At 65.1% G+C, this 23,550-nt stretch carries 18 protein-coding genes; 12 read left to right on the top strand and 6 right to left on the bottom strand.

Annotated features, from left to right (window positions below; all coding sequences use genetic code 11):
* Positions 1-7 precede the first annotated feature (7 nt).
* On the top strand, positions 8-1,357 hold the full coding sequence (locus tag NZU74_15760) for an MFS transporter (GenBank protein ID MCS6882792.1): 1,350 nt from the start codon (positions 8-10) through the stop codon (positions 1,355-1,357).
* Between the two features lie 34 nt (positions 1,358-1,391).
* Here NZU74_15760 and NZU74_15755 read toward each other — a convergent pair whose 3' ends face one another.
* The 4 genes from NZU74_15755 to NZU74_15740 all read right to left on the bottom strand — a co-directional run bounded on the left by NZU74_15755 (position 1,392) and on the right by NZU74_15740 (position 4,857).
* On the bottom strand, positions 1,392-1,655 hold the full coding sequence (locus NZU74_15755; protein MCS6882791.1) for a hypothetical protein: 264 nt from the start codon (positions 1,653-1,655) through the stop codon (positions 1,392-1,394).
* Positions 1,652-2,281 carry a response regulator transcription factor gene (locus NZU74_15750; GenBank protein ID MCS6882790.1) on the bottom strand — a complete coding sequence of 210 codons (630 nt, stop codon included), beginning with the start codon at positions 2,279-2,281 and terminating at the stop codon, positions 1,652-1,654. Before NZU74_15750 ends, NZU74_15755 begins: the two co-directional genes overlap by 4 nt.
* Complete coding sequence (locus NZU74_15745; protein MCS6882789.1) at positions 2,274-2,969, bottom strand: sensor histidine kinase; 696 nt, start codon at positions 2,967-2,969, stop codon at positions 2,274-2,276. The genes NZU74_15750 and NZU74_15745 overlap by 8 nt, the downstream gene beginning before the upstream one ends.
* 316 nt (positions 2,970-3,285) lie before the next feature.
* Positions 3,286-4,857, bottom strand: coding sequence for a glycoside hydrolase family 99-like domain-containing protein (locus NZU74_15740; protein MCS6882788.1), 1,572 nt, complete (start codon positions 4,855-4,857; stop codon positions 3,286-3,288).
* A 430-nt stretch (positions 4,858-5,287) separates the two neighbouring features.
* On the opposite strand from NZU74_15740, the gene NZU74_15735 reads away from it, so the two are divergent.
* Positions 5,288-5,923 carry an HD domain-containing protein gene (locus NZU74_15735; protein MCS6882787.1) on the top strand — a complete coding sequence of 212 codons (636 nt, stop codon included), beginning with the start codon at positions 5,288-5,290 and terminating at the stop codon, positions 5,921-5,923.
* A gap of 140 nt (positions 5,924-6,063) precedes the next feature.
* On the top strand, positions 6,064-7,371 hold the full coding sequence (lysA, locus tag NZU74_15730; GenBank protein ID MCS6882786.1) for a diaminopimelate decarboxylase: 1,308 nt from the start codon (positions 6,064-6,066) through the stop codon (positions 7,369-7,371).
* An 81-nt stretch (positions 7,372-7,452) separates the two neighbouring features.
* Here lysA and NZU74_15725 read toward each other — a convergent pair whose 3' ends face one another.
* Positions 7,453-8,691, bottom strand: a complete 1,239-nt coding sequence (locus tag NZU74_15725; protein MCS6882785.1) for a DUF445 domain-containing protein — start codon at positions 8,689-8,691, stop codon at positions 7,453-7,455.
* 365 nt (positions 8,692-9,056) lie between these two features.
* On the opposite strand from NZU74_15725, the gene NZU74_15720 reads away from it, so the two are divergent.
* A complete protein-coding gene (locus tag NZU74_15720) occupies positions 9,057-11,480 on the top strand; it encodes an Ig-like domain-containing protein (GenBank protein MCS6882784.1) in 2,424 nt (807 codons plus the stop codon).
* Between the two features lie 302 nt (positions 11,481-11,782).
* Complete coding sequence (tgt, locus tag NZU74_15715) at positions 11,783-12,988, top strand: tRNA guanosine(34) transglycosylase Tgt (GenBank protein ID MCS6882783.1); 1,206 nt, start codon at positions 11,783-11,785, stop codon at positions 12,986-12,988.
* A gap of 89 nt (positions 12,989-13,077) precedes the next feature.
* Here tgt and icd read toward each other — a convergent pair whose 3' ends face one another.
* The gene (gene icd, locus NZU74_15710; protein ID MCS6882782.1) at positions 13,078-14,913 is read right to left on the bottom strand and encodes an NADP-dependent isocitrate dehydrogenase; all 1,836 of its coding nucleotides are present in this window, start codon (positions 14,911-14,913) and stop codon (positions 13,078-13,080) included.
* A gap of 611 nt (positions 14,914-15,524) precedes the next feature.
* Here icd and ndhC point away from each other — a divergent pair.
* The 7 genes from ndhC to nuoG all read left to right on the top strand — a co-directional run bounded on the left by ndhC (position 15,525) and on the right by nuoG (position 23,427).
* The gene (gene ndhC, locus NZU74_15705) at positions 15,525-15,881 is read left to right on the top strand and encodes an NADH-quinone oxidoreductase subunit A (GenBank protein MCS6882781.1); all 357 of its coding nucleotides are present in this window, start codon (positions 15,525-15,527) and stop codon (positions 15,879-15,881) included.
* Complete coding sequence (locus tag NZU74_15700) at positions 15,872-16,408, top strand: NADH-quinone oxidoreductase subunit B (protein MCS6882780.1); 537 nt, start codon at positions 15,872-15,874, stop codon at positions 16,406-16,408. The genes ndhC and NZU74_15700 overlap by 10 nt, the downstream gene beginning before the upstream one ends.
* A gap of 9 nt (positions 16,409-16,417) precedes the next feature.
* A complete protein-coding gene (locus NZU74_15695; GenBank protein ID MCS6882779.1) occupies positions 16,418-16,936 on the top strand; it encodes an NADH-quinone oxidoreductase subunit C in 519 nt (172 codons plus the stop codon).
* A gap of 42 nt (positions 16,937-16,978) precedes the next feature.
* Positions 16,979-18,214 carry an NADH dehydrogenase (quinone) subunit D gene (gene nuoD, locus NZU74_15690; GenBank protein MCS6882778.1) on the top strand — a complete coding sequence of 412 codons (1,236 nt, stop codon included), beginning with the start codon at positions 16,979-16,981 and terminating at the stop codon, positions 18,212-18,214.
* A 336-nt stretch (positions 18,215-18,550) separates the two neighbouring features.
* Entirely contained in the window at positions 18,551-19,234 is a 684-nt protein-coding gene (locus tag NZU74_15685; GenBank protein ID MCS6882777.1) for an NAD(P)H-dependent oxidoreductase subunit E, read from the top strand.
* Between the two features lie 66 nt (positions 19,235-19,300).
* The gene (gene nuoF, locus NZU74_15680) at positions 19,301-20,635 is read left to right on the top strand and encodes an NADH-quinone oxidoreductase subunit NuoF (GenBank protein ID MCS6882776.1); all 1,335 of its coding nucleotides are present in this window, start codon (positions 19,301-19,303) and stop codon (positions 20,633-20,635) included.
* Between the two features lie 95 nt (positions 20,636-20,730).
* On the top strand, positions 20,731-23,427 hold the full coding sequence (gene nuoG / locus NZU74_15675; GenBank protein ID MCS6882775.1) for an NADH-quinone oxidoreductase subunit NuoG: 2,697 nt from the start codon (positions 20,731-20,733) through the stop codon (positions 23,425-23,427).
* The last annotated feature ends 123 nt before the right edge of the window (positions 23,428-23,550 follow it).

Here is a 23,550-nt window from a genome sequence, read left to right as displayed (position 1 = left end):
ATCGCGCATGATCGCCCCGACCGCAGCCGCGCTGCCGATTGACGATCGCCGTGAACTGGCCGGCTGGTACTTCTACGACTGGGCCAACTCCGCTTTTTCAACTACTGTCGTTACCGTCTTTCTCGGGCCGTATCTCACATCAATCACCGAGGCCGCCGCTGACGAGCGCGGCCTGGTCTATCCCCTCGGCATCCCCGTCGCCGCCGGCGCCTTCTTCCCCTACATGGTCTCGCTATCGGTGCTACTGCAAGTCTTCTTCCTGCCCATCCTGGGCGCCATCGCCGATTACTCCCACGCCAAGAAGGGCATGCTGGCAGCCTTCGCCTATATCGGCGCAGGCGCCACGATGTTGATGTATTTTCTGGACGGGAACCGCTACTTTCTCGGAGGGCTGCTGTTCCTGATCGCCAACCTCGCCTTCGGCGCGTCGATCGTCTTTTACAATGCCTTTCTGCCCGAAATCTCCAGCCCCGACCGGCGCGACGCGGTCTCGTCGCGCGGCTGGGCGATGGGCTACCTGGGCGGTGGTTTGCTCTTGCTGGCCAATCTGGTGTTGTTCAGCAACCGGGAGGCGCTGGGGTTGCCGACCGACCTGGCTGTACGTATCAGCATCACCTCGGCGGGGATGTGGTGGGCCATCTTCACCATCATTCCGCTGCTGACCCTGCGCCGCCGCGAGCCATTGAAGCGGCTCCCCCCAGGCGAGCATTATCTGACGGTTGGCTTCAAACAACTGGCGCACACCTTCCGGGAAATGCGCCACTATCCCCAGACGTTGCTGTTTCTGGGCGCCTACCTGCTCTATAACGACGGCATCCAGGCGGTGATTGCTCTGGCCTCGCAGTTCGGGGCGCAGGAACTTGGCCTGGACCAGGGGATTCTCATCCAGGCGATCCTGATGGTGCAGTTCGTAGCCTTCTTTGGCGCCCTGGCCTTTGGCTGGATAGCGCAGCGCATCGGCTCAAAGCGGGCCATTCTCCTCAGCCTGCTCATCTGGAGCGGCGCGGTGATCTACGGCTACTTCATGCCCGCGGGCGTGCCAGCGCAGTTTTTCCTGCTCGCGGCGATCATCGCCCTGGTGCTGGGAGGCAGTCAGGCCATCAGCCGTTCAGTCTTCTCGCTGATGATTCCGAAGGGGCAGGAAGCGGAGTACTTTGGCATCTACGAGGTGAGCGAACGGGGTACGAGCTGGCTGGCGCCCTTTCTCTTCGGACTGGCCTACCAGTTCACGACCAGCTACCGTATCGCGATCATCTCGCTGATCATCTTCTTCGTGGCGGGGTTCGCGCTGCTGCTCTTCGTGGACGTGCGGCGCGCGGCTGAAGCGGCGGGCAACGTGGCTCCGGCAACCGCGTAGCGCCGGCCCGCCGGGCCAGCGCTACGTAAGGCATTTACCGGCGCGGCGGGGACCGGCGGCGCTGGCGCTCGGCCCCGCGCTCAACCATTGTCTGCCAGGCGGCATCAGGGTCGAGGGGGCGAGCGAGGATCTGGTCGCTGACCCGATGGGCCTGAGCATCATTAAGCAGGGCCAGTTCCCGTTCGTGCTCGTCGGCTTCGGGGGTGAGCCGGGCATAGTCGCGCCAGAAGCGCCAGAGCAGAACGATCAGGCTCACCAGCGCCAGTGCGGCCAGCCCGAAGACCAGGTAGAGCGTCACCGCCGCCCCTCCTGGCGCTGTTTGAAGAAGATCCCCGCCGCTTCGGTGCGGTTGCTCACTCCGAGTTTCTGGTAGATATTTTGCAGATGGAACTTTATGGTGTTCTCACTGACATTCAGGCGCTGGGCGATCTGAGTATTGGTCAGGCCCTGGGCCACCAGCGAGAGCACCTCGGCCTCGCGCTCGGAGAGATCGGTGGCCGGACCGGTGCGGTGCCGTTGCTGACGCAGCCAGCGCCGGGCCGCCTGCGGAAAGACGAGTTGCCCCTGGTAGACCTGGCGGATGCATGCCACCGTCTGCTGCGGCGGTTCGGTCTTCAGGGCAAAGCCATCGGCTTCGGCTTCGAGGGCCGACTGGATGGTATCGCCATCGTAGAAGGCCGAGAGCACCAGCACCTTGGCCGGCAACCCCTCGGCGCGAATGCGCTGCAGGCACTCTAGCCCGCTGACCGTGGGCATCTGTAAATCGAGGACCACCACATCGGGCCGCAACGTGCGCACCGCGTCAACCACCTGGTCGCCGTCACTGGCGGTGCCAACCACCTCGATGTCGCCCTCGGCCTCGATGAGCGAGCGCAACCCTTCCAGCACCAGCGCATGATCATCGGCAAGAAAAACTCTAATCATTTCTGCCGTATGGTATCTCAACCCGCACCCGGGCGCCCTGACCGGGTGCGCTCTCGATGCTAAAGCTCCCGCCGAGTAGATGCACCCGCTCGCGCATCCCTTCCAGACCGAAATGCCCCGCCAGGGGTCGCTGCATTACTTCGGCGACATCGAACCCCTGGCCGTCATCGTACACCTCCATCGTGATCCTGCGCCCGTCACAACTCAAAGTAACACTGTGGCGCCGGGCCTGCCCATGGCGCGCGGCGTTTGAAAGCGCCTCTTGCAAAATCCGGTAGAGTGAGATCTTAACCGGCAATGGCACCGCCGGCAACTCGCCGAGGATCTCCAGGCTGACGGGATTGCCGGTCAATTCTTCGTGCTGGATTACCAGCCCTTCGAGGATGGAGACCAGGTCGCGACGCTGGAACTCGGGTGGACGGAAGGCGCCCATGAAATTGCGGATCTCGTTGAGCGCATGTTCCAGTAACCCGATGCTGCGCTTGATGCGCAACAACTCCTCCTCGAAGAGTGGTTGCTGCTGAGCCAGGCGCCGTTGCACCACATACAGTTGTGACAACGCGGCGAAAATATTCTGAACCGGACCATCGTGAATGTCAAGGATGATCCGGCCCACTTCGCGTTCAGCAATTTCGAGGAACCGCCCGGAGGCTTCGGTGTTCCCGTTGTCCGCTTGCATGCTTGTCATGGCCGCGCCGCCTTTCCAGACATGTGGACATATTATACACCGCGCCGGAATGAGACGACACAGGCCCCTGCGATCCCCCTGAGTAATGATTTCTTAACTTTGGAGCGTTCGCGCAACCCTCTGGTTGCGCGCGGGATATCCAGGGTTTTCCTACGCCCTGGCCAGGGGGGGACCAGGCCGGGAACGCTGGTTTTCCCATCTCCCTGCCCGTGGAGTAAAAGCGGGAACCCCGATTTCCCTGCATCTATGCCGGATATACAGTGTTGGCCGCAACCGCGCCAACTCCAAAATCAAAAATCCACAATCTAAAATCATATCAGCGTCCTTCCGCCCCCAGCCGCCCTAGCAACACCCGGTACGGATCGGGATTGTCAGGGTGCCATTCGAAGCGCGCGCGCTCGAACCACTGCACTGTCAGCGCGCGCCCCTCGATCGTCTCGGTCTGCGGCTCGCTGAGCGGCAGGCCGAAGAGGGCCAGGTTCTCGGCCAGACTGTAGCCGCGCCGCCCGTCGAACTCCAGCCCCCGCCCTCGGAAGTAGCTCAGGAACGGCTCGCAGAGGCTGTGACCGGTCTCGGCAAAATACAGACAGCCGGCAGGCGCGCCGCTTACCCGGGCAAACTGCTGCCAGTCGCGGCCCTGACGCGCCAGCGCCTCGGCGCCCAGTCGTCCGAGCAGCACGTCGTAGGGCCGCTGGTTCTGCGGATGCAGCTCTAGACGATTACGCTCAAACTCCTGGGCCTGCACCTCGCGCCCCTCAATGGTGACGCTCCGCTGGGGACTGATCGGCAAGCCGAAGACCGGCAAGCCGCCGTTCTCGCGCCAGTAGGCGAGCAGGCGCCCGCACACCTGGTGACCCGTCTCGGGGAAGGTCTGGCAATTCGCGGGGGCTGGTTCCGGCGGGAGCGCGACCTGACCGACCTCGCGCCGGAAGCGGTCGCTCAGTTCGCGGGTCAGGCGGAGGTAGAGGTCGCCATAGCGCTCACTCGGCTCGATGTGGCTGCCTTCGTAGAACTCGTTGAAGCTGGTGAGCACCACAGCCTGCGCGTTACGCTCGATGGCCGTCTGCCATGTGCTCCGGTAGTACTCGCCGTTCTGCCGGTCGCGGGCATGGCCGCCGCGGATGCGCAGATCGTCGTAGCCAGGCATCACCGTGGCGACGAAGGGCCGGTTCTGCCCGTTGGCGCGGTTCCACTGTTCGAGCCGGCTTGCATACGAGGCCATGGCCGCGCCGGGCCGGCGCTCCCAACTGATGTCAAAGTAGTAGAGCGCGTCGTAGATCTCCAGATAGCCGAAATTGTCCGTGCCGCCAAACCAGAACTGCTCGCGTCCCGGATCGGCCCGGTTGCGCAACTCGCGCCACGCGCCCACGTCGCCCAGGGCGGGCGGGTTGAACCAGAACACCACCGGGCGGCCCTGGTAGCGCAGGTAGTTCGGCTGGCTGAAAAAGTCGCGCTTCAGCACGTCCACAGCCCGCGCCAGACTTTCGATGCTCCGCAGAGCGCCCCAGGCTGAGTGATCGGGGATAATCGCCACCTGCAGGTCGCGGCCTCCTTCGCGGGCCAGTTCGATCAGCCGGCGGCAGCGCTTGTTCAACCGGTCTTCGTCGGGACCGTACCAGGTGCACACCAGGGCGTCAATGCCCGCGTCATCGGCCTGCTGCACGTGGCGGCGCATGGCCTCTTCATCGCCGCCGCTGTAGCGCGGCGCTGGCAGGTCGCTCATCCGGCTGTATGACCAGTCCGAAAGCTCCCACCAGGGATAGTAGAAGGCCATGATCGGTCGCTCCGGCGCAGCCCGCGCTGGCGCCGCCGGAGAAAGCGTCAGGCCGGCCAGGATCGCCGGGATCAGCATCAGCGCGATTCGGTGAAGATAGCGATGGTGAGGCATGCTGGCTCCGTATCCCCCCAGACCTCTCAGGTTTGATAAACCTGTGAGGTCTGAGACAAGTTAAGACGCACTTTCCGGTGTAGCCTGTTGCGCGCCGGTTGGGAGGAGAGCCGTGGAGGCGTGCGCCCGGTACGCTCGCCGGTTCCGCCCGCGGCGGCAGACTCGTCTTTGCTTCCCTGAGACATGCATCTGCCGCGGGCGGAACGGGGGTTGCAGGGAGGCCGCGCCTCCCCGCGCCTCTCCGCGTGCATAGCGTGAACCGCCGCAATCAAGGCTTGCACTAATTTTCCCGGCACATGCTACCCTCTTCCGCGCCCGCGGACAGTAGCTCTTCGGTCCTGTTCCACCGCCTGGACCTCCTCACCGTCCCGTGCCGATCTGCGGTATGATAGAGAGAACAAGCGCCAATCAGACCAGCAGGAGACCCCCGATGCTCACCGACCGCGCCCGTGAGACGCTCTACACCTGGGTCGCCGCCGATAGCCTGCGCAAACACTGCGAGGCGGTGTCAGCCTGCATGGTCCACTTCGCCCAGCGGAACGGCGCGGACGCCGACCTCTGGGGCGCTGTGGGCCTGCTCCACGATATGGACTTTGAGCGCTACCCCGATATGCCTGAAGACACGCCAGAGGTGCATGCGCTGGCACGCGCCCTGATCACTGGCGAACCGGTGCCTGAAACGCTGCCCGGACATCCTTTCTATGGCGTGAAGTATCTGCGCGACACCGGCTGGCCGCCCGAGGTGTTGCGCGCTATTCTCAGCCACGCCGACTATAGCGGCATCGCCCCCGAGTCGCCCCTGGAGCGGGCGCTTTACGCCGTGGATGAATTGAGCGGTTTTGTGACCGCCGTGGCCCTGGTGCGCCCGGACAGGTCTATCCACAGCGTCGAGGTGGCGTCGGTAAAGAAGAAGATGAAGGACAAGGCCTTCGCCGCCAAGGTGAGCCGCGAGGGTATGCGTCATGGCGCGGAGGTTATCGGCATGCCCCTCGATGACCTGATCGCCGAGGTGATCGCCGGGCTGCGCGCCGCCGCGCCGCGCCTGGGGCTGGAGGGCGCGGCGTGAGGCCCCCCGCCCGAATGACCGCTTGATGGTACGTGCTCGGATTTACCGCAGAGCACGCAGAGGTGAGCTTTTTGAAGTCCCTTGCGCCCCTCCGCGCCCTCTGCGGTGTGAGCGTGTTTGGTAGATGGTATCGCTTGACGATGCTTCCCCGCCACATCTGGCCGGATACGGCGACCATCAGCGCGGGCCGGCTCCACGTCGGCGGATGCGACGCGCAGGCCCTCGCCGCTGCCTACGGCACGCCCCTGTACGTGTTGGACGAGGCGACGCTGCGCAATGCGATGCGCGCCTACCTGGAGGCCTTCCGCAGCCAGGGGGCGCCCTTCGGGGTGCACTACGCCGCCAAGGCGCTGCTCAACATCGCGCTGGCCCAGATCGTCGCGCAGGAGGGCCTGGGTCTGGACGTCGTCTCCGGAGCGGAATTGCTGGTGGCGCGGTGCGCTGGCGTGCCGCTGGAGCGGGTCCACTTTCACGGCAACGCCCCCGGCGACGCGGAACTGGAGCGCGCCGTGGCCTGGGGCGTCGGCGCGGTGGTGGTTGACAACCTCGATGAACTGGACCGGCTCGCCACGCTGACGAACGGACGCGCAAGACCCCAGGGCGTTCTCCTGCGCGTGGCGCCGGGCATCGCCGCGCGCACCCACGCCTCCATCGCCACCGGCGGCGCGGACTCCAAGTTTGGCCTGCCCCCCGAAGCGCTTGACGCCGCCGCGACGCGGTTGCGCGCCAGCTCTGGCCTGCGCTTTCTCGGGCTGCACGCCCACATCGGTTCGCAACTCTTTGACCTGGAACCGCTCCGGGCCACCGTCGTCGTCCTGGTGAAGCTGGCGGCCCGCCTGCGCGCCCGCCACGGCCTGACGGCGGAGGAACTTAGCCCTGGCGGGGGCCTGGGCGCCCCCTATCTGGCCGAAGAAGCCGCACCCGACATCGGAGCCTACGCCACGGCCCTGAGCGCCACACTGCGCGAGCAGTGCGCCGCCGATGCCTTGCCACTGCCGCGCCTGACGGTCGAACCGGGGCGCTCGATCGTCGCGCGGGCGGGCGTAGCTCTCTACACGGTCGTCGGGCGCAAACTGGCCGCCGATGGAACGACGCGGTACATCCACGTTGACGGCGGCATGGCCGACAACCCGCGTCCGGCGCTCTACAACGCCCGCTACACCGCGCTGCTGGCCAATCGCGCCGGAGAGCCTCCCGGCCCGCCCGTCACCGTCGCCGGACGCTACTGCGAGTCGGGCGATGTGCTCCTGCACGATGCCCCGCTTCCCCCGGCTCGTCCCGGCGATCTGCTGGCCGTCGCCACCGCCGGGGCTTACACCCTCAGCATGGCCGGCACCTACAATCTGACGCCCCGGCCCGCCGCTATCCTCGTGGCCGAGGGGCGCGCCCGCCTCATCCAGCGCCGCGAGACCGAAGACGACCTGCTGGCGCGCGATGTGCCGTTATGAGGCGTGGGGAACCCTGATTGCTCCACATCCCCGCCCGCGGGGAGGGTTTGCGAGGACGACTCCCTTCCCAGGAAAACCCTCCTATAACAACAACAACGACACGGTATAGATCACCAGCCCCGCCAGACCACCCACGATGGTGCCGTTAATGCGAATAAACTGCAAATCGCGCCCGATGGCCAGTTCGATCTTGCGCGTTACCTCGGCGGTCTCCCAGGAACGCACCGTCTGGGTCACAAAATCGCCGGCCGCGCGCCCATAGCGCCGCACCGCGTACCGGACCAGTTCCTCGGTCCAGCCCTCGACCCGCAGGCGCCATTCCGGGTCGCGTTCGAGCACATCGCCAACGTGGCTGAGACCACGGGCAATGGAAAGGCGCAGCGAGGAACCCGGCGTGGCGCTCTGCATTAACAGATTCGCCTTCACGTCCTGCCACAGGTTCCCCGCCACCTCCCGCAGGCGAGGATGTTTCAGCAACTCCTGCTTCAACTCCTCGCCGCGGGCGCGAACATCGGGATCGTACTGCAAATTGACGATCCAGGCATCGAGCGTGTTGGTGAATTGCTCGTAGAGCGGGTGATCGGGGTCCTCGCTCAGTTCGCTCAGGATCTTGCGCGCGCCGTCGAGCAGCCGCTCATAGATCTTCTGGTCCACGATTCGCGGCACCCAGGCGGGCAACTCGCCAGCGATCCGTTTACGGATCATCTCCTGATTGTCCTCGATCCACTCCGTCAGCACGCGCACCAGTTGCAGCAACACATCGCGCTGGCGATGCTCGGCGACGACGATGCCCAGCAGTTGCGCGACGAGCGAGGTGGCGGGCACGGCGCCGAGGCGCTCGCTCAGCGTGCGCTGGAGCAGCGCTCCAACCTCCTCATCGTTCACGACGCGCAACAGGCCGGCCATACTCTCGGCGACCACATCGGCAGCCTGGGTGCTGCGCCGGGGGTCACGCAGCATCTGGGCGATGCGCCCGGCGATATCCTGCCTGCGTAGCCGTTCTGCAATACGATCAGGGTCGAGGAAGTTCCGCTCGATGAAGCGTCCCAGGCTCTCGGCGATGCGCTCGCGGCGCTGGGGGATGATCGCCGTGTGAGGAATAGGTAAGCCAAGCGGATGGCGGAAGAGCGCCGTCACGGCGAACCAGTCCGCCAGGGCGCCGATCATCGCCGCTTCGGAGAAGGCGCGCACAAAACCCACCCATGGCCCCAGATGGCGGTAAAGGGTCGCAACCACAAAGATGATCGTCACCAGGATCAGCAGGCCCGTCGCCAGGCGCTGCATCCGCCGCAACTCTGCGGCGCGTTGAGTATCGTCCATATGCGGGGGCATTCCCTATGAGAAACGGTCTACGCAGCGTTGCTCTGATGAGGTTCGCAGCCGGCGAGCCTTCGGAGATTATACCGCTTCTGGATTATCTCCTCGTGGAACCGCGGGGCGCCGGCGAAGCCGAAACGACCATGCCTTACGATATTGTTATCAGACGCGAACGTGAGGAGGAAAGGCAAGCGGGAGGCGACGTGGCATAGCCCTGCGCCTTATGCCTGCGAGGGCGCCGGCAGCAATGGATGACCATACTGTTATGCGGGCGACTTCGCATGTACAAAAGCTCTGGCTATAATGGCAATGGTTTTCCGTGCAGTGTGGTGCTGCTGTTTCGCTCTGGTTGAACCAGGAGGAACCCGGTGCTGCTCACTCCCTCGCTCCCGGCCTCTGTGCGTCCCCGTTCTGCCTTGTGGCGCCTGCTCCTCGCCCTGCTCTTTACCCTGCCGCTGCTGCGAGTGATGGCCCGGCCCACCGCCAGTCCGCTTCCCGTCTTTCGTCAGAGCTCCGGCGCCCGTGGCGCAGAGACGCGGCTGGCCTCCACGCGCCTCGACGCCGCGGATTGGGCCGCTGTGCGCCGCCTGCTGGCGCCCCCTGCCTACCACCTCCTCACCAGCGCCAATGGCTACCGCGCCGCCAACCCCCGCCAGGGCTGGCGCGTGAGCTTTGCCCCTGACGGCACGGTGAGCCTGCGTCCCGATCAGGAGGCCGCCTGGCAGTGGCGGCTGCGCTTCGCCGCCTATGGCTACCGCGAACCCCTGCCGCTCACCCGACCGATGCACGTGAGTGCCAGCGGCCTGCAGGCGCGCTACGTCTGGAGCCGGACCGTCACCGAGTGGTGGGTGAACCGTCCCGATGGCCTTAAACAGGGCTTTACCCTGGAGCGGCGGCCGGAGGGCTTCGATGGACGCGCGCCGCTGCGCCTCTGGCTGGCCCCCGAAGGCGACCTGCGCCCGGCGCTGGCTGGAGAGGCGGTGCGCTTCCTGGATCGCGCCGGGAATACGGTGCTCCACTATCATACCCTGCAGGCCTGGGACGCGACCGGGCGAGAGGTCGCCGGGCGCATCGAGGTGCGCGACGGGCATGTGACGCTGGCCCTCGACGATGCCGCGGCGATCTACCCGCTGACGATTGACCCCGTCGTGCAGACGACCTACCTCAAGGCCGCCAACGCCAGCGCGAACGATGAGTTTGCTTACACCGTCGCGGTTGACGGTGATACGATTGTTGTCGGCGCGCGCTTTGAAGACAGCGGCAACCCTGCCACTCCCGACGACAACAGCGCCCAGGATACCGGCGCAGTCTATGTATTTGCCCGCAGTGGCGCGACATGGACCCAGCAGGCCTACCTCAAGGCCGCTCTTCGCGATCCGGGCGATGACTTCGGGTTCGCCGTGGCCATTGACGGTGATACCCTCGTCGTAGGCGCATCGGGGGAGCAAAGCGGCATCCCCGGCAACCCTGGCGACAACAGCGCCGATGACTCCGGCGCGGCCTACGTCTTCGTCCGCAATGGAACCGCCTGGTCGCAACAGGCCTACCTTAAGGCCAGCAATCCTGGCGTGCAAGACTACTTTGGCCGCTCGGTGGCCATCTCCGGCAACACCATCGTTGTCGGCGCCTATAACGAAGACAGCGGCAATCCCGCCAACCCTAACGACAACAGCGCCTCTAACGCTGGCGCGGCCTACGTCTTCGTCCGCAACGGAACCACGTGGTCGCAACAGGCTTACCTCAAGGCCGACAACGCTGGCACGGAGGACCAGTTCGGGCGTTCGGTCGCGATTGCTGGCGATACGATCGTCGTTGGCGCGCCCTACGAGGATAGCAGCACCCCTGCCAACCCGAATGACAATGGCGCCAACAACTCGGGCGCGGCCTATGTCTTCACCCGCAGCGGCGCAACCTGGACGCAGCGCGCCTATCTCAAGGCCAGCAGCATCGCTGCGGGTGACCAGTTCGGCTACGCCGTCGCCCTTGACGGCAATACGCTGGTCATCGGCGCGCCGGGCGAGGGCGGCTCCGGCGCCGCCTACGTCTTTACCGGCAGTAGCGTGAACTGGACACAGCAAGCCTACCTCAAGGCCGCCAATGCCGGGAACGTGGACTACTTCGGCGCATTTGTCGCCATTGATGGCGACATTCTCGCCGTCGGCGCGCCCGGCGAAGACAGCCTCAGTGTGAATAATCCAGACGACAACAGCGCCACCGATGCTGGCGCGGCCTACGTCTTCACCCGCAGCGGCGCGACCTGGACGCAGCGGGCCTACCTTAAGGCCGCCAACGCCCAGGCCGGCGATCTCTTCGGCACGTCAACAGCCATCGCCGGCGCGACCGTGGTCGTCGGCGCGCCCTATGAGGATGGGAGCGGTCCTGCTTCAAATGAAAACGCCCCCGACGCTGGCGCCGCCTATGTCTTCCTGAGCGACGACGTGGCCCCCGGCGTCACGGTCGAACAGGCCGCCGGACAGCCCGACCCGGCCGCCAGCGGCCCGATCCTGTTCACCGCCACCTTCAGCGAGCCGATTGACTCCAGCACCTTCACCCCTGGCGACGTGACCCTCGGCGGCACGGCGGGCGGCCCGCTTAGCGCCGCCCTCACTCGCGTCAACGCCACCACCTTCACCATCGCCGTCAGCGGCATGCGCAGCGGCGGGACGGTAACGGCCAGCATCCCTGCCGGGGCCGTCACCGACCTGCTGGGCAACCCCAACACCGCCTCGACCAGCAGCGATAACACGGTGACATTCGAGTACCGGGCGCTGCTGCCGCTGGTCGTTAGATAGGCTTCGCGCGGCTGCGCGGCACACCGGCTTGACCCTCCTCACCCTCCCCCGACCCCCGCCCTCTCCACCTTTGGTGGAGAGGGCGGGGGAGGAAGAGCGGCGGCTGCGCGGCACACCGGCTTGACCCTCCTTACCCTCCCCCGACCCCTGCCCTCTCCTGGTGGAGAGGGCGGGGGCGCCGAGCGTAGCGAGGCGGAGGAGGATGAGGAAAAACGCCCCTGCCGCCGGCTGGAAGAAGAAGGGGCAACTCCGTTTCCCACCCCCTGCAAAGGAACGTGGTACAATACACAGGTATGACACCAATGTTCTCTATCCTGGCCCGCGACCCGGCCTCACGCGCCCGTGCCGGCGTGCTGCGAACGGCGCATGGCGAGGTTGCCACACCGGTGTTTATGCCAGTGGGCACGCGCGGCAGCGTCAAGGCCCTTACCCCCGACGAACTGCGCGCCCACGGCGCAGAGATCATCCTCGGCAATACCTACCACCTGTACCTGCAGCCCGGTCACGAACTGATCGCCCGGCGCGGCGGCCTGCACCGCTTCACGGGCTGGCACGGCCCCATCCTCACCGACAGCGGCGGCTTCCAGGTCTTCTCGCTGGTCCACGGCGGGATCGCCGACGAAATCAAGGGCCGCCGGCCCCAGCAGCCCGGGCGCCTCAATGATATGGTGAAGGTGACCGAAGACGCGGTGATTTTCAAAAGTTATCTGGACGGCTCGCGCCACGTCTTTACGCCTGAGCGCAGCATCGAGGTGCAGCACCACCTGGGCGCGGATATAATCCTGTGCTTCGATGAACTGCCGCCTTACCACGCCGGCTACGAGTACACGCGCGAAAGCATGCAGCGCTCGCACCGCTGGGCGGCGCGCTGTCTTGAGGCCCATCGGGCGCGCGATGCGGAGCGCCTGCCCAATCCCGACCAGCGGCTCTTCGGCATCGTCCACGGCGGCGTATTTCCCGACCTGCGACGGGAGAGCGCCGAAACCCTTGGCGATATGGGCTTTGATGGACTGTGCATCGGCGGATCACTGGGGGCCAGCAAGGAGCAGATGTACGAGGTGGTTGACATGACCGTGCCGCACCTGCCCGACGGGCTGGCGCGGCACCTGCTGGGCGTCGGCGATGTGGACGATCTCATCGAAGGCGTGGCCCGGGGTATTGACATGTTCGATTGCGTCAGCCCGACCCGCCTGGGCCGTCACGGCACGGCGCTGGTGCGCGACCCGGAGCGACGGTGGAAGCTCAATGTGCAGAACGCCGCGCTCCGCGAAGATGACGATCCTTTGCAGCCAGGCTGCGCATGCGCCGCCTGCCGCACCTTCTCACGGGCCTACATTCATCACCTCTACCGGGCCGGGGAACTGCTGGGCATTCGCCTGGTCAGCCTGCACAACGTGGCTTTCTTGCTCTCCCTCATGGCCGACATTCGCACCGCAATCATCGAGGGGCGCTTCGCGGCGCTCTACGAAGCGTGGCTCGGCAAACCGATTCTGGATTTTGGATTTTAGATTCTGGATCGGGCTCATCTATGGGCGGTTGATGCCCTGCCGATGCGCCCGACCCAATCCAAAATCCCAAATCCCAAATCCCAAATCCCCTACCGGGCCGCCCCTTCCACTATGTCGCGCTCCTCGACATAGCGGAAGATGTCCGTCTCGCTGATGATCCCTACCGGAACGCCATCGCGGACCACCACGACGCGGCGAATGTTCTTCTCCAGCATAAGCGCGGCGCACTCGGCGAGGGTCCTGTCGGGGGAGATGGTAATCAGCGGGCGCGTGGCGATCTCATCAACCGTCATGCCATTCATGGGCACATTGTTGCGAACGATCTTCTTGAGCACATCGCGCATCGTCATGATGCCCCAGTCCTTGCCATCGGTCGGCTCGACCACCACGGAAGTGATGCCCCGCGAGCGCATCAGGTGCGTCGTATCGCTGAGCGGCGCATTGGCCGCCACCGACACCACATTGCGGGTCATCAACGCCCCTACCGTGGCGCGGGGGAAGGTTTCGTGCTCGACCGGGCGCACCAGGTCGGGGCTGACAATATCATGGCCGATGCGGCGCTCATCGCCGATGACGCGGTCCATGTTGGCGATCATTGCATCGGCGAACTGTGAGGTGCGCACCTCGCGCGCGCCTTCCATCAGACGAGCGAAGTCATAGGTCACCACCTTTTGCTGGATGGTGCGCTCCAGGGCGGCGACGATCAGATCGGCGGCTTCGATCCAGCCCATGTAGCGCAGCATCATGTCGCCGGAAAGGATGACCGAGCCGGGGTTGACCTTGTCGAGATTGGCGTACTTGGGGGCGGTGCCGTGGGTGGCTTCGAAGATGGCATGGCCGGTGACATAGTTGATGTTCCCGCCGGGAGCGATGCCAATGCCGCCGACCTGGGCCGCCAGGGCGTCGGAGAGGTAATCGCCGTTGAGATTGGGAGTGGCGATCACATCAAACTCGTCGGGGCGCGTGAGCACCTGCTGGAGGGTAATATCGGCGATGGCGTCTTTAATGAGAATGCGCCCGGCCTTGAGGGCCTCGGCCTGCTCAGCATTGGCTGCGGCCTCGCCCTGCACCGCGCGGGTGCGCTCCCACTGCGACCAGGTGTAGACGTAGTCGCCGAAGGCTCGCTCGGCATACTCATAGCCCCAGTCGCGGAAGGCGCCTTCGCTGAACTTTTGAATGTTCCCTTTATGGACCAGGGTCACGCTTTTGCGCTTGAACTGAATGGCGTACTGAATAGCCGCGCCGACCAGCCGCTCGGTGCCCACGCGGCTGATCGGCTTGATGCCCACGCCGACCTCAACCTTGCCCTCGGGATTGGCGCCCAGCATGCGCAGGAAGGCGTCGGTCTTTTCCGCCGTGCCAAAGCGGATCTTCTCGAAATCGCCGGGAAAGGTGTCACGCAGAAAATCAAGGACTCTTTGCGCCTCGGGAGTGCCGGCGCGATATTCGATCCCGGCGTAGAGATCCTCCGTATTCTCGCGGAAGATCACCATATCCACCTTTTCGGGATGCTTTACCGGCGACGGCACGCCGCGGAAATGGCGCACCGGGCGCAGACAGACGTAGAGATCGAGGAGCTGGCGCAGCGCCACGTTGAGCGAACGGATGCCGCCCCCGACCGGCGTGGTCAACGGCCCCTTAATGCCCACCAGATACTTCTGGAAGGCCTCGACCGTCTCATCGGGGAGCCAGTTGCCGGTCTCGCGGAAGGCTTTTTCGCCGGCGAGCACCTCGTGCCAGACAATCTTCCGTTTGCCGCCGTAAGCTTTCTCGACTGCGGCGTCGAAGACGCGCACGCTTGCGCGCCAGATATCGGGACCGGTGCCGTCGCCCTCCACGAAGGGGATGATCGGACGGTCAGGAACGACCAGTTTGCCGTCCTTGATAGAGATGATCTCGCCTTCAGGAGCCGTGCGCGTAGCCATCCTCGTTTCTTCCTCCCGGGTAGACTCTTGCCAGGCCGCCCCTCAGGCCGTGCGTATCGCCAGAGGGCGACCAGCCGGCACAGAACGCTGCGTTGCGCATACAGGGGGGTGACCGGGCAACATTATAGCCTAGAATTGCCGGTCATGCATCAGCTTTTCCCCCCGCCTGGCCGGAGTGCGAGGCCGCACGGTTTCCCTGCATCGTCGCCGCCTGTCCAGCAAGGGGCGCATGCTTCGTTCGAGGACGCTGCGCCCCGGGCGCAATAATGCCATATAATTCCAGCATAGTGAAAAGTATTTGCACAGGGCGCGCACGATCTTTCCTGCATAGCCGGGTGTAACGGCAAGCGAATTGCCCCTGAAATGCTTGATCCATGCTTCACGATGATCGCACAGCAAAAGTAAACCTATTGCAATATGATTGCCCATCCATCGTGCACATTGACACAAGTTTAAAGATGCGTATAATTCCTGGTAGCGCCTGATCTGATCGCCCGCTCGCACACCGCCCGCCACGACCATCGGGTCATCGCTTCCACCCGGGGTTCGAGCACTTGCGCGCCGCCGCACTGCCGCCGCAGCGTCACGGCGCCCGCCTGATGGAGGGAGCCATGCTCGGTTCGTTCCTTCCCATCCTCATCCTCTTCCTGATCGCCGTCTTTATCGCCGTGTTCGTGATTACCCTCTCGTCGCTGCTGGGGCCCAGACGCGGCAGCCCGCGCAAGCTGGCGCCCTACGAGTCGGGCATGGAGCCAATCGGCCCCGCCATCCGGCGCATCCCGGTGAAGTTCTACGTCGTGGCGATGCTGTTTATCGTCTTCGATATCGAAGTGGTGTTCTTCTACCCGTACGCCCTGGTCTTCCGGCAACTTGGCCTGCCGGGCCTGATCGCCATCGGCGTCTTCTTCCTGGTGCTCGTGATTGGGTTCGTCTATGAGTGGAAGAAAGGGGCTCTGACATGGGAATAGAAGAAAAGGCCGGTGATCTGGGAGTGATCACCACCTCGCTGGAATATGTCGTCAACTGGGGCCGCACCAATGCGATGTGGCCGCTGCTCTTCGGCCTGGCTTGCTGCGCCATCGAGATGATGGGCGCCCAGAGCGCCAACTACGACCTGTCTCGCTTCGGCATGGAGATCAACCGGGCTTCGCCCCGCCAGGCCGACCTGATGATCGTCGCCGGGCGCGTCAGCCGGAAGATGGCTCCGGTGGTGCGCCGGCTCTACGACCAGATGAGCGACCCCAAGTGGGTGATCGCCATGGGTGATTGCGCCGCCTGCGGCGGCATTTTCAACAACTATGCTATCGTGCAGGGCGTGGATGAAGTCGTGCCGGTGGATGTCTATGTCGCCGGCTGCCCGCCGCGCCCCGAAGCGTTGATCCACGGGATCATGCTCCTGCACGAGAAGGTAAAGCGTGAAAAGATCAGCGGCAAGAAGGAGGAGCCCATCCGCCTCAGCCAGCCGCCGCTCCAGGTTGATGCGGCCAGAAAGTAGCGCTAACCTATGGATAACCAGATCCTGCTCCATCGCATCACCGCTCAGTTCCCCGATGCCGTGCTTGAGTCGGTGGAGTTCCGCGGCGATCTGAGCCTCACTGTGCGCCCCGACCGCTACCTGGAGGTGGCTCGCTTCCTGCGCGATGATCCCGGCCTGCGCTACACGTTCCTTGAGAATCTGTGCGGCGTCGATTATCTGGGACGTGTCCCGCGCTTCGAGGTGGTGGCCCACCTGGTGAGCATGCTGCACCTGCACCGCGTCTGTCTGAAAGTTGGCGCGCCGGAGGAGCATCCGCACGTGCCCTCCCTCACGCCCCTCTTCCCGACCGCCAACTATCAGGAGCGTGAAGCCTTCGACCTGCTCGGCATCGTGTTCGACGGGCATCCCGCCCTTGCCCGCATCCTGATGCCCGATGACTGGATCGGTCATCCGCAACGCAAGGATCATCCCCTGGTGGAGGAGGAGGTCGCCTTTACCTTCAACCAGGAGCGGATCTACGCCCATAAGCCCTTCGCGAAGGAATAATGCGTTGCGCCCCCCTCCGGGTCGCGCGCCGAGAATACGCCCATGACCAATACGCTTCACGTGCCCACCCCCCAGGAGATCACCGGACCGGCCATCGCCGGCAAGACCGAGACGATGGTGCTCAACATGGGGCCGCACCACCCCAGCACCCACGGCGTGCTCCGGCTGGTGCTGGAACTCGATGGCGAGGTGGTGGTGAACGTCGCGCCCGATGTCGGCTATCTCCATACCGGTATCGAGAAGACCATGGAGAGCAAGACCTACCAGAAGGCGGTGGTGCTCACCGACCGCATGGATTACCTGGCGCCGCTCTCCAATAACCTCTGCTATGCGCTCGCCGTCGAGAAACTGCTGGGGGTCGAGATCCCCGAACGGGTGCAGGTGATCCGGGTGCTGCTGGTCGAATTGCAACGCATCGCCTCGCACCTGGTCTGGCTCGGCACCCATGCCCTCGACCTGGCGGCGATGAGCGTGTTCCTCTACGCCTTCCGCGAGCGCGAGCAGATCCTGGATATTTTTGAACTGGTCTCCGGCGCGCGGATGATGACCAGTTACATCCGCATCGGCGGCCTGGCCTACGATGTGCCGGCGGATTTCTTGCCCACGGTTGACGCCCTGCTGCGGATCATGCCTGAGCGCATTGACGAGTACGAGGCCCTGCTTACCGGCAATCCCCTCTGGCTCGAGCGCACCGTCGGCGTCGGCGTGATTGACGCCGAGGCGGCCATCGCCTATGGCCTCACCGGGGCCAACCTGCGCGCTTCCGGCGTGCCCTACGATGTGCGCAAGGCGATGCCCTACAGCGGTTACGAGACCTATGATTTCGAGATCCCCGTGGGCAAGAACGGCGACATCTACGATCGCTACCGCGTGCGCATGGCCGAGATGCGCCAGAGCGTCAAGATCGCCCGGCAGGCCTGGGAACGCCTGCGCGCCCTTGGTCCTGGCCCGCATATGACCCTCGACCGCAAGGTGGCCCCGCCTCCCAAGAGCGAGATCACCCACAGCATGGAGGCGCTGATCCACCACTTCAAGCTGTGGACGGAGGGCTTCAAGCCGCCGCGCGGCGACGCCTATGTTAGCATCGAAAGCCCCCGCGGCATCCTCGGTTGCTACGTGGTCAGCGACGGCAGCCCCAGGCCCTGGCGCGTCCACTTCCGCGCTCCCTCGTTCATCAACCTCCAGGCCCTCCCCCATATGGCGAAGGGCCGCCTGGTCGCCGATCTCGTGGCGTTGATCGCCAGTCTCGATCCGGTGCTGGGTGAAGTTGATCGGTAACATCGCACATCACGAGGAGGCGCGGAGGGCTGCGCTCCTTCGCAAGATCCTTCCGACGCGGCATAGTGAAGCCAGGGCGCTGCGGAGATAAAGTTATGAAATCTCTTAATACTCTGTGAATGAAGTTTTTCGGCAACTCCGCCCTCTCCCCAACCCTCCCCCGCCGGGGAAGGGGGTCTGGCTCCTCCCCCCAACGAGGATAGGCCGGGAGGGGGGCGGAAAGGCAAGGAAACTTCGTTCACAGACTATCTGGCAGGGTGCGAGGAAACCGGGTTTCCCACGCCCTGCTGCATACTCCCGGATAGCCCTTCAAAACTGCGCCACAGGTGAACGCTTATGTTGCTGGAGACCCACAGGGACGAAATTGAGGCCATTCTCTCGCGTTACCACTCGCCGCGCAGCGCCGTGCTGCCGCTGCTCTACCTCGCGCAGGACACCTACGGCTACCTGACCGAGACGGCCATTCGCGAGGTTGCCGCCATTCTCAATATGCCGCCCACCGATGTCTTCGAGGTGGTTGGCTTCTATACGCTGTTTTATAAGCGTCCCGTGGGAACCTGGGTGCTCCAGGTGTGCGATGATGTGCCCTGCTGTTACCTCGGCGCCGAAGAACTGATCGCCGCTCTGAAACAGCGCCTGGGGATCGTCGAGGAGCAGACCACCGGCGATGGGATGTTCACCCTCCAGCGCGTCAAGTGCCTGGCCGCTTGCGACCGAGCGCCGGTGTTGCAGGCCAATCTTGATTATGTCTACGACGTGACGCCCGAGCGGGTCAACGCGCTCCTGGCCAATCTGCGCGCCCGCGCCGCCGAGGCCCGGCAGCGCGGCGTCAGCGGGCGCTTCGCCGAGGATTTCGAGTGGGGACCTGACGGCGCGCTCATCCGGATCGACCGCGCGGCGCCGTACCGGCCGCGCCAGTTTCCCGCGGCGCCACCGTCCGCCCCGCCGGAACCCGAGCCGGTGCCCGAAGCCGATGCCGGCCACGACCAGCTTGCCGATCGTAAGGGGTCGCCGCTGTGAGGCGCAAACAGGAAAACGCTTCTTCATCCCGCCGCGGCGCGCGGCGCTGGAAATGCGAGTAGTGCAATGGACCTGAGCGAGCATATTATCATGCGGGAACTGGACGTTCCCGATATTAACGACTTTGAGGTGTACCGTCGCCATGGGGGCTGGGAAGCCTATCGCATGGCGCTGAAGGAGAAGACCCCCGCCGAGATCGTGGCGATGGTCAAGGAGTCGGGATTGCGAGGCCGCGGCGGGGCCGGGTTCCCTACTGGCATCAAGTGGGGTTTTCTGCCTAAAGGCGTCTATCCACGTTATTTGCTGTGTAATTGTGATGAATCCGAGCCGGGCACGTTCAATAATCACCAAATTATTGATCGCAATCCCCATCAATTGATTGAGGGCGTGGCTCTTTCGGCCTATGCGATTGAGTGTCACACGGCCTATATCTACATGCGCGGTGAGTTCGCCGCAGCGGCAATCACCCTCGAACGGGCCATCGCCGCGGCCTACCGCGCCGGGTTTCTGGGCCGGAACATCCTCGGCACAGGTTTTGATCTCGACATCTACGTGCATCGCGGCGCCGGCGCTTATATCTGCGGCGAAGAGACGGCGCTGATGGAGTCGCTGGAGGGCAAGATCGGGCAGCCGCGCCTTAAGCCGCCCTTTCCCGCTGTGGCCGGGCTGTATGGCAAGCCGACGATCATTAATAATGTCGAGACCCTTGCCAATGTGCCCCGCATCGTCGAGAAGGGCGTCGCCTGGTACCGCAGTCACGGGACCGAGAAGAGTCCCGGCACCAAGTGCTTTTCCCTCTCCGGCCACGTTAACCGCCCCGGCAACTACGAACTGCCCTTTGGCGTGCCGCTGCGCGAGTTGATCGAAAGCCCGGAGTACGGCGGCGGGATGCGCGGCGGCCGCCCGGTGAAGATCATCATCCCCGGCGGGGCCTCGGCCCCGTGGCTGACCCACGAGCACCTTGATGTGCCCCTCGACTACGAGAGCGTCGCCGCTGCCGGCTCGATGCTCGGCTCCGGAGCGGTGATCGTGCTCAACGATACGGTGAAGGCCCCCCACGTGGCCTACAAGATGGACGAGTTCTTCAAGCACGAGTCCTGCGGCAAATGCACCCCCTGCCGCGAAGGCACCCACTGGCTGGTCAGGGTGCTGCATCGCATCGCTGAAGAGGGCCGCGCCGCGCCCGAGGATATTCCGACCCTGCACAGCATCTACAACCAGATGGCCGGGAACTGTTTCTGCCTGCTGGGGGAAAGCGCCGTGATGCCGATCAAGAGCGCCCTGACGCTGTTCCCCGAGGAGTTCGAGGCCGTTGTGGCCGCCAGCCGCCACCATCCCCACGGGAATGGGCATGGCGATGGCCGTCACGGGCCGGTGATCCCCCTGACGGCGAAACGCTAGAGGAGGGTTTCTGGGAGGGCGAAGCCTGCCCAGACCCTCCCGCCTCAAAGACACGGTCGAAGATTATGTACTGACGCCCTGGGAAGCGAGCAGATATGGCGGATGTAACCATTACGGTTGACGGGGTGACCATCAAGGTCCCCGCCGGAACGAACGTGGTTGACGCGGCGCGGATGGCGCAGGTCGCCATTCCGGTCTTTTGCTACCATCCGCGAATGAAGCCGGTCGGGATGTGCCGGATGTGCCTGGTGCAGATCGGGACCCCGAAGCTCGACCCCGCCACCCGCGAACCCCTCCTCGATGCCAACGGCAAGCCGGTCATCGCCATGCAGCCGAAGTTGCAAACCGCCTGCACCACGGTGGTCAGCGAGGGCATGGTGGTCAACACGCAGAGCCCCGAGGTCAAGTTCGCCCAGCGCGGGGTGCTGGAGTTCCTGCTCACCTCGCATCCGCTCGATTGCCCGGTGTGCGACAAGGGTGGCGAGTGCCCTTTGCAGAACCTGACCATGGAGTGGGGACCCGCCACCAGCCGTTTCGACTACACCGATAAGGTCCATTTCGAGAAGCCGGTGCCTCTCGGCGACCTGATCCTGCTCGACCGCGAGCGCTGCATCCTCTGCTCGCGCTGTGTGCGCTTCCAGGATGAACTGGCCGATGATCCAGTGCTCGGCTTCGACCACCGCGGGCGCAACTGGATGATCATCTCCAAAAGCGACCCGCCCTTCGATAGCAAGTTCTCCGGCAATACTACCGACATCTGCCCGGTGGGGGCGCTGACCAGCAGCGATTTCCGCTTCCGCGCCCGCGTCTGGGAGCTGACCCCCATCCCCGCGGTCTGCACGCTCTGCCCGGTGGGCTGCAACATGACCCTGGATATGCGCCACGAGCGCCTGATGCGGGTGATGCCCCGCGAAAACGCGGCGGTCAACGACATCTGGCTCTGCGACAAGGGCCGCTTCGGCCACCGCTTCTTCGAGCACGAGAGCCGCCTGACCACCCCGCTGATCCGCCGGGGCGAGAAGCTGGTCGAGGCGAGCTGGGAGGAGGCCCTGAGCCTGGTGGCCGAGAAGCTCGAGGCGACGCGACGCTCCCGCGGCGGCGCGGCCATCGCCGGGCTGGCTTCGCCGCGTATGAGCAACGAGGATCTCTACCTGTTCCAGAAGCTCTTCCGCGAGCAACTGGAGAGCAACAATCTCGATCACCTGACCGGCGCGCCTGCCGAGCCGGCCCACGACGATCTGGGCGCGTTGCTCGGCGTGGGGAAGGATGCCAATCTGATGGATTTCGGCGCGGGTGACGTGGTGCTGGTGCTGGGCGCCGATCCCGAAGAAGAGGCGCCGCTCTACGTACTGCGACTGCGCAGCGCGGCGCAGCGCGGCGCCGGGTTGATCGTCGCCAACCTGCGCCCCACCAAGCTGGAACGCTCGGCCACCCTCGCCGCCCGCTACCTGCCCGGCGGAGAACTGGCCTTCATCCACGGACTGCTGCGCGAATTGCTGGCCGCGGGCAACCGTCCGACAGTCAAAAGCAGCGGGTTCGATGACCTGAAGCGCGTACTCAACGACATGACCGTCGAGCGGATCACCGAACGCGCGGGGGTGGCGGCGGAGACGATTGCTGCTGCTGCCCGCGCTCTCGGCGAAGCCCGGCGTCTGGTGATCATCTACGGGGCCGAAGCGCGCAGCGCCGGGCCGGCGGTGGTCGAGGCCCTGGGCGCGCTGCTGGCGCTAAGCGGCAAGGCCGGACAGGCTCACAGCGGGCTGATCGCTCTGCTGTCCGGCGGCAACAGTCGCGGCGCCCTGGACATGGGCGTGCGCCCCGACGCGCGCCCCGGCTACGCGCCCCTCATCCGCCCCGGTCTGGGCGCCCGCGACCTCTGGCCGGCGCTTCGCGACGGGCGGGTGCGGGCGGTCTGGATCGCCGGCCTTGACCCCGCCGCCAGCCTGCCTGCCGCCCGCGCAGCCCTGGCCGAAGCCGAGTTCGTGGTGGTGCAGGATCTCTTCCTCACCCCAACTGCACACCTGGCCCACGTCGTGCTGCCCGCCGCCAGCGTGGCCGAGCGCGAGGGAACGTACACCAATGCCGAACGGCGCGTGCAGCGCTCGCGGCAGGCCCGCGGCCCCGTGGGCCAGAGCCGGCCCGACTGGCAGATCTTCGCCGAGGTGGGCCGCGCCCTGAGCGCCCGCGCTGGCGAGCAGGCGCCCCGTGACGCGGCTGATGCCTGGGACTACCTGACCGCCGCCGAGGTCGCCGCCGAGATCGCCGAGCGCGTGCCTGGCTACGCTGGCGTGACCTACACCGCCCTGGCCGCCACCGGCAAACCGGGGACCTGGGGCCGCCAGGCGAATGAGGCCATTTACTACGATGGCACCAACTACGAGAATACCGAGGGCGTGGGGATCAAACTGCCCGCGCCGGTCGAAAGCGGCGCCGTCAGCATCAACCTGGCGCCCCGGCCCGCGCCCCCGCAGACCGACGAACGGCCGCTGCTGCTGCTGAGCCAGCCCCTGGCCTATGGCGGCGACCCGCTCCTGCGCGGCTCGAAACTGGAGAGGCATATTCCGGCCCCGTATGTCGCATTGAACCCGGCTGACGCCGAGCGGCGCAACATTCATTCCGGCGACCAGGTGCGGCTTGACTCCGCCGCCGGCTCGCTGACCCTGCCGGCCCGCGTGGTTGCTGACGTACCGCCTGGCGTGGCGCTCGTTCCCGCCGACCTGCCCGGCGTGGAACTGGCCGCCGTGCAGACCGGCCCGCGCACCCGTGTGCATCTGGTGAAGCTGGTGGTGTAGGGTAGGGCCGAAGCAGCGGCGGTGCCGCCCGGGAGGGCCCCCAAAGGGGGGGGATAGAAAGGGGAAAAAAAAAAAGAAAGGGAAAAAAACCAAAGTAAATAAGACAGCCGCAAAAAAAACAAA

The organism is Chloroflexaceae bacterium, from assembly GCA_025057155.1.
Lineage (GTDB): Bacteria > Chloroflexota > Chloroflexia > Chloroflexales > Chloroflexaceae > JACAEO01.
This window is presented reverse-complemented; position numbering and strand designations above follow the sequence as displayed.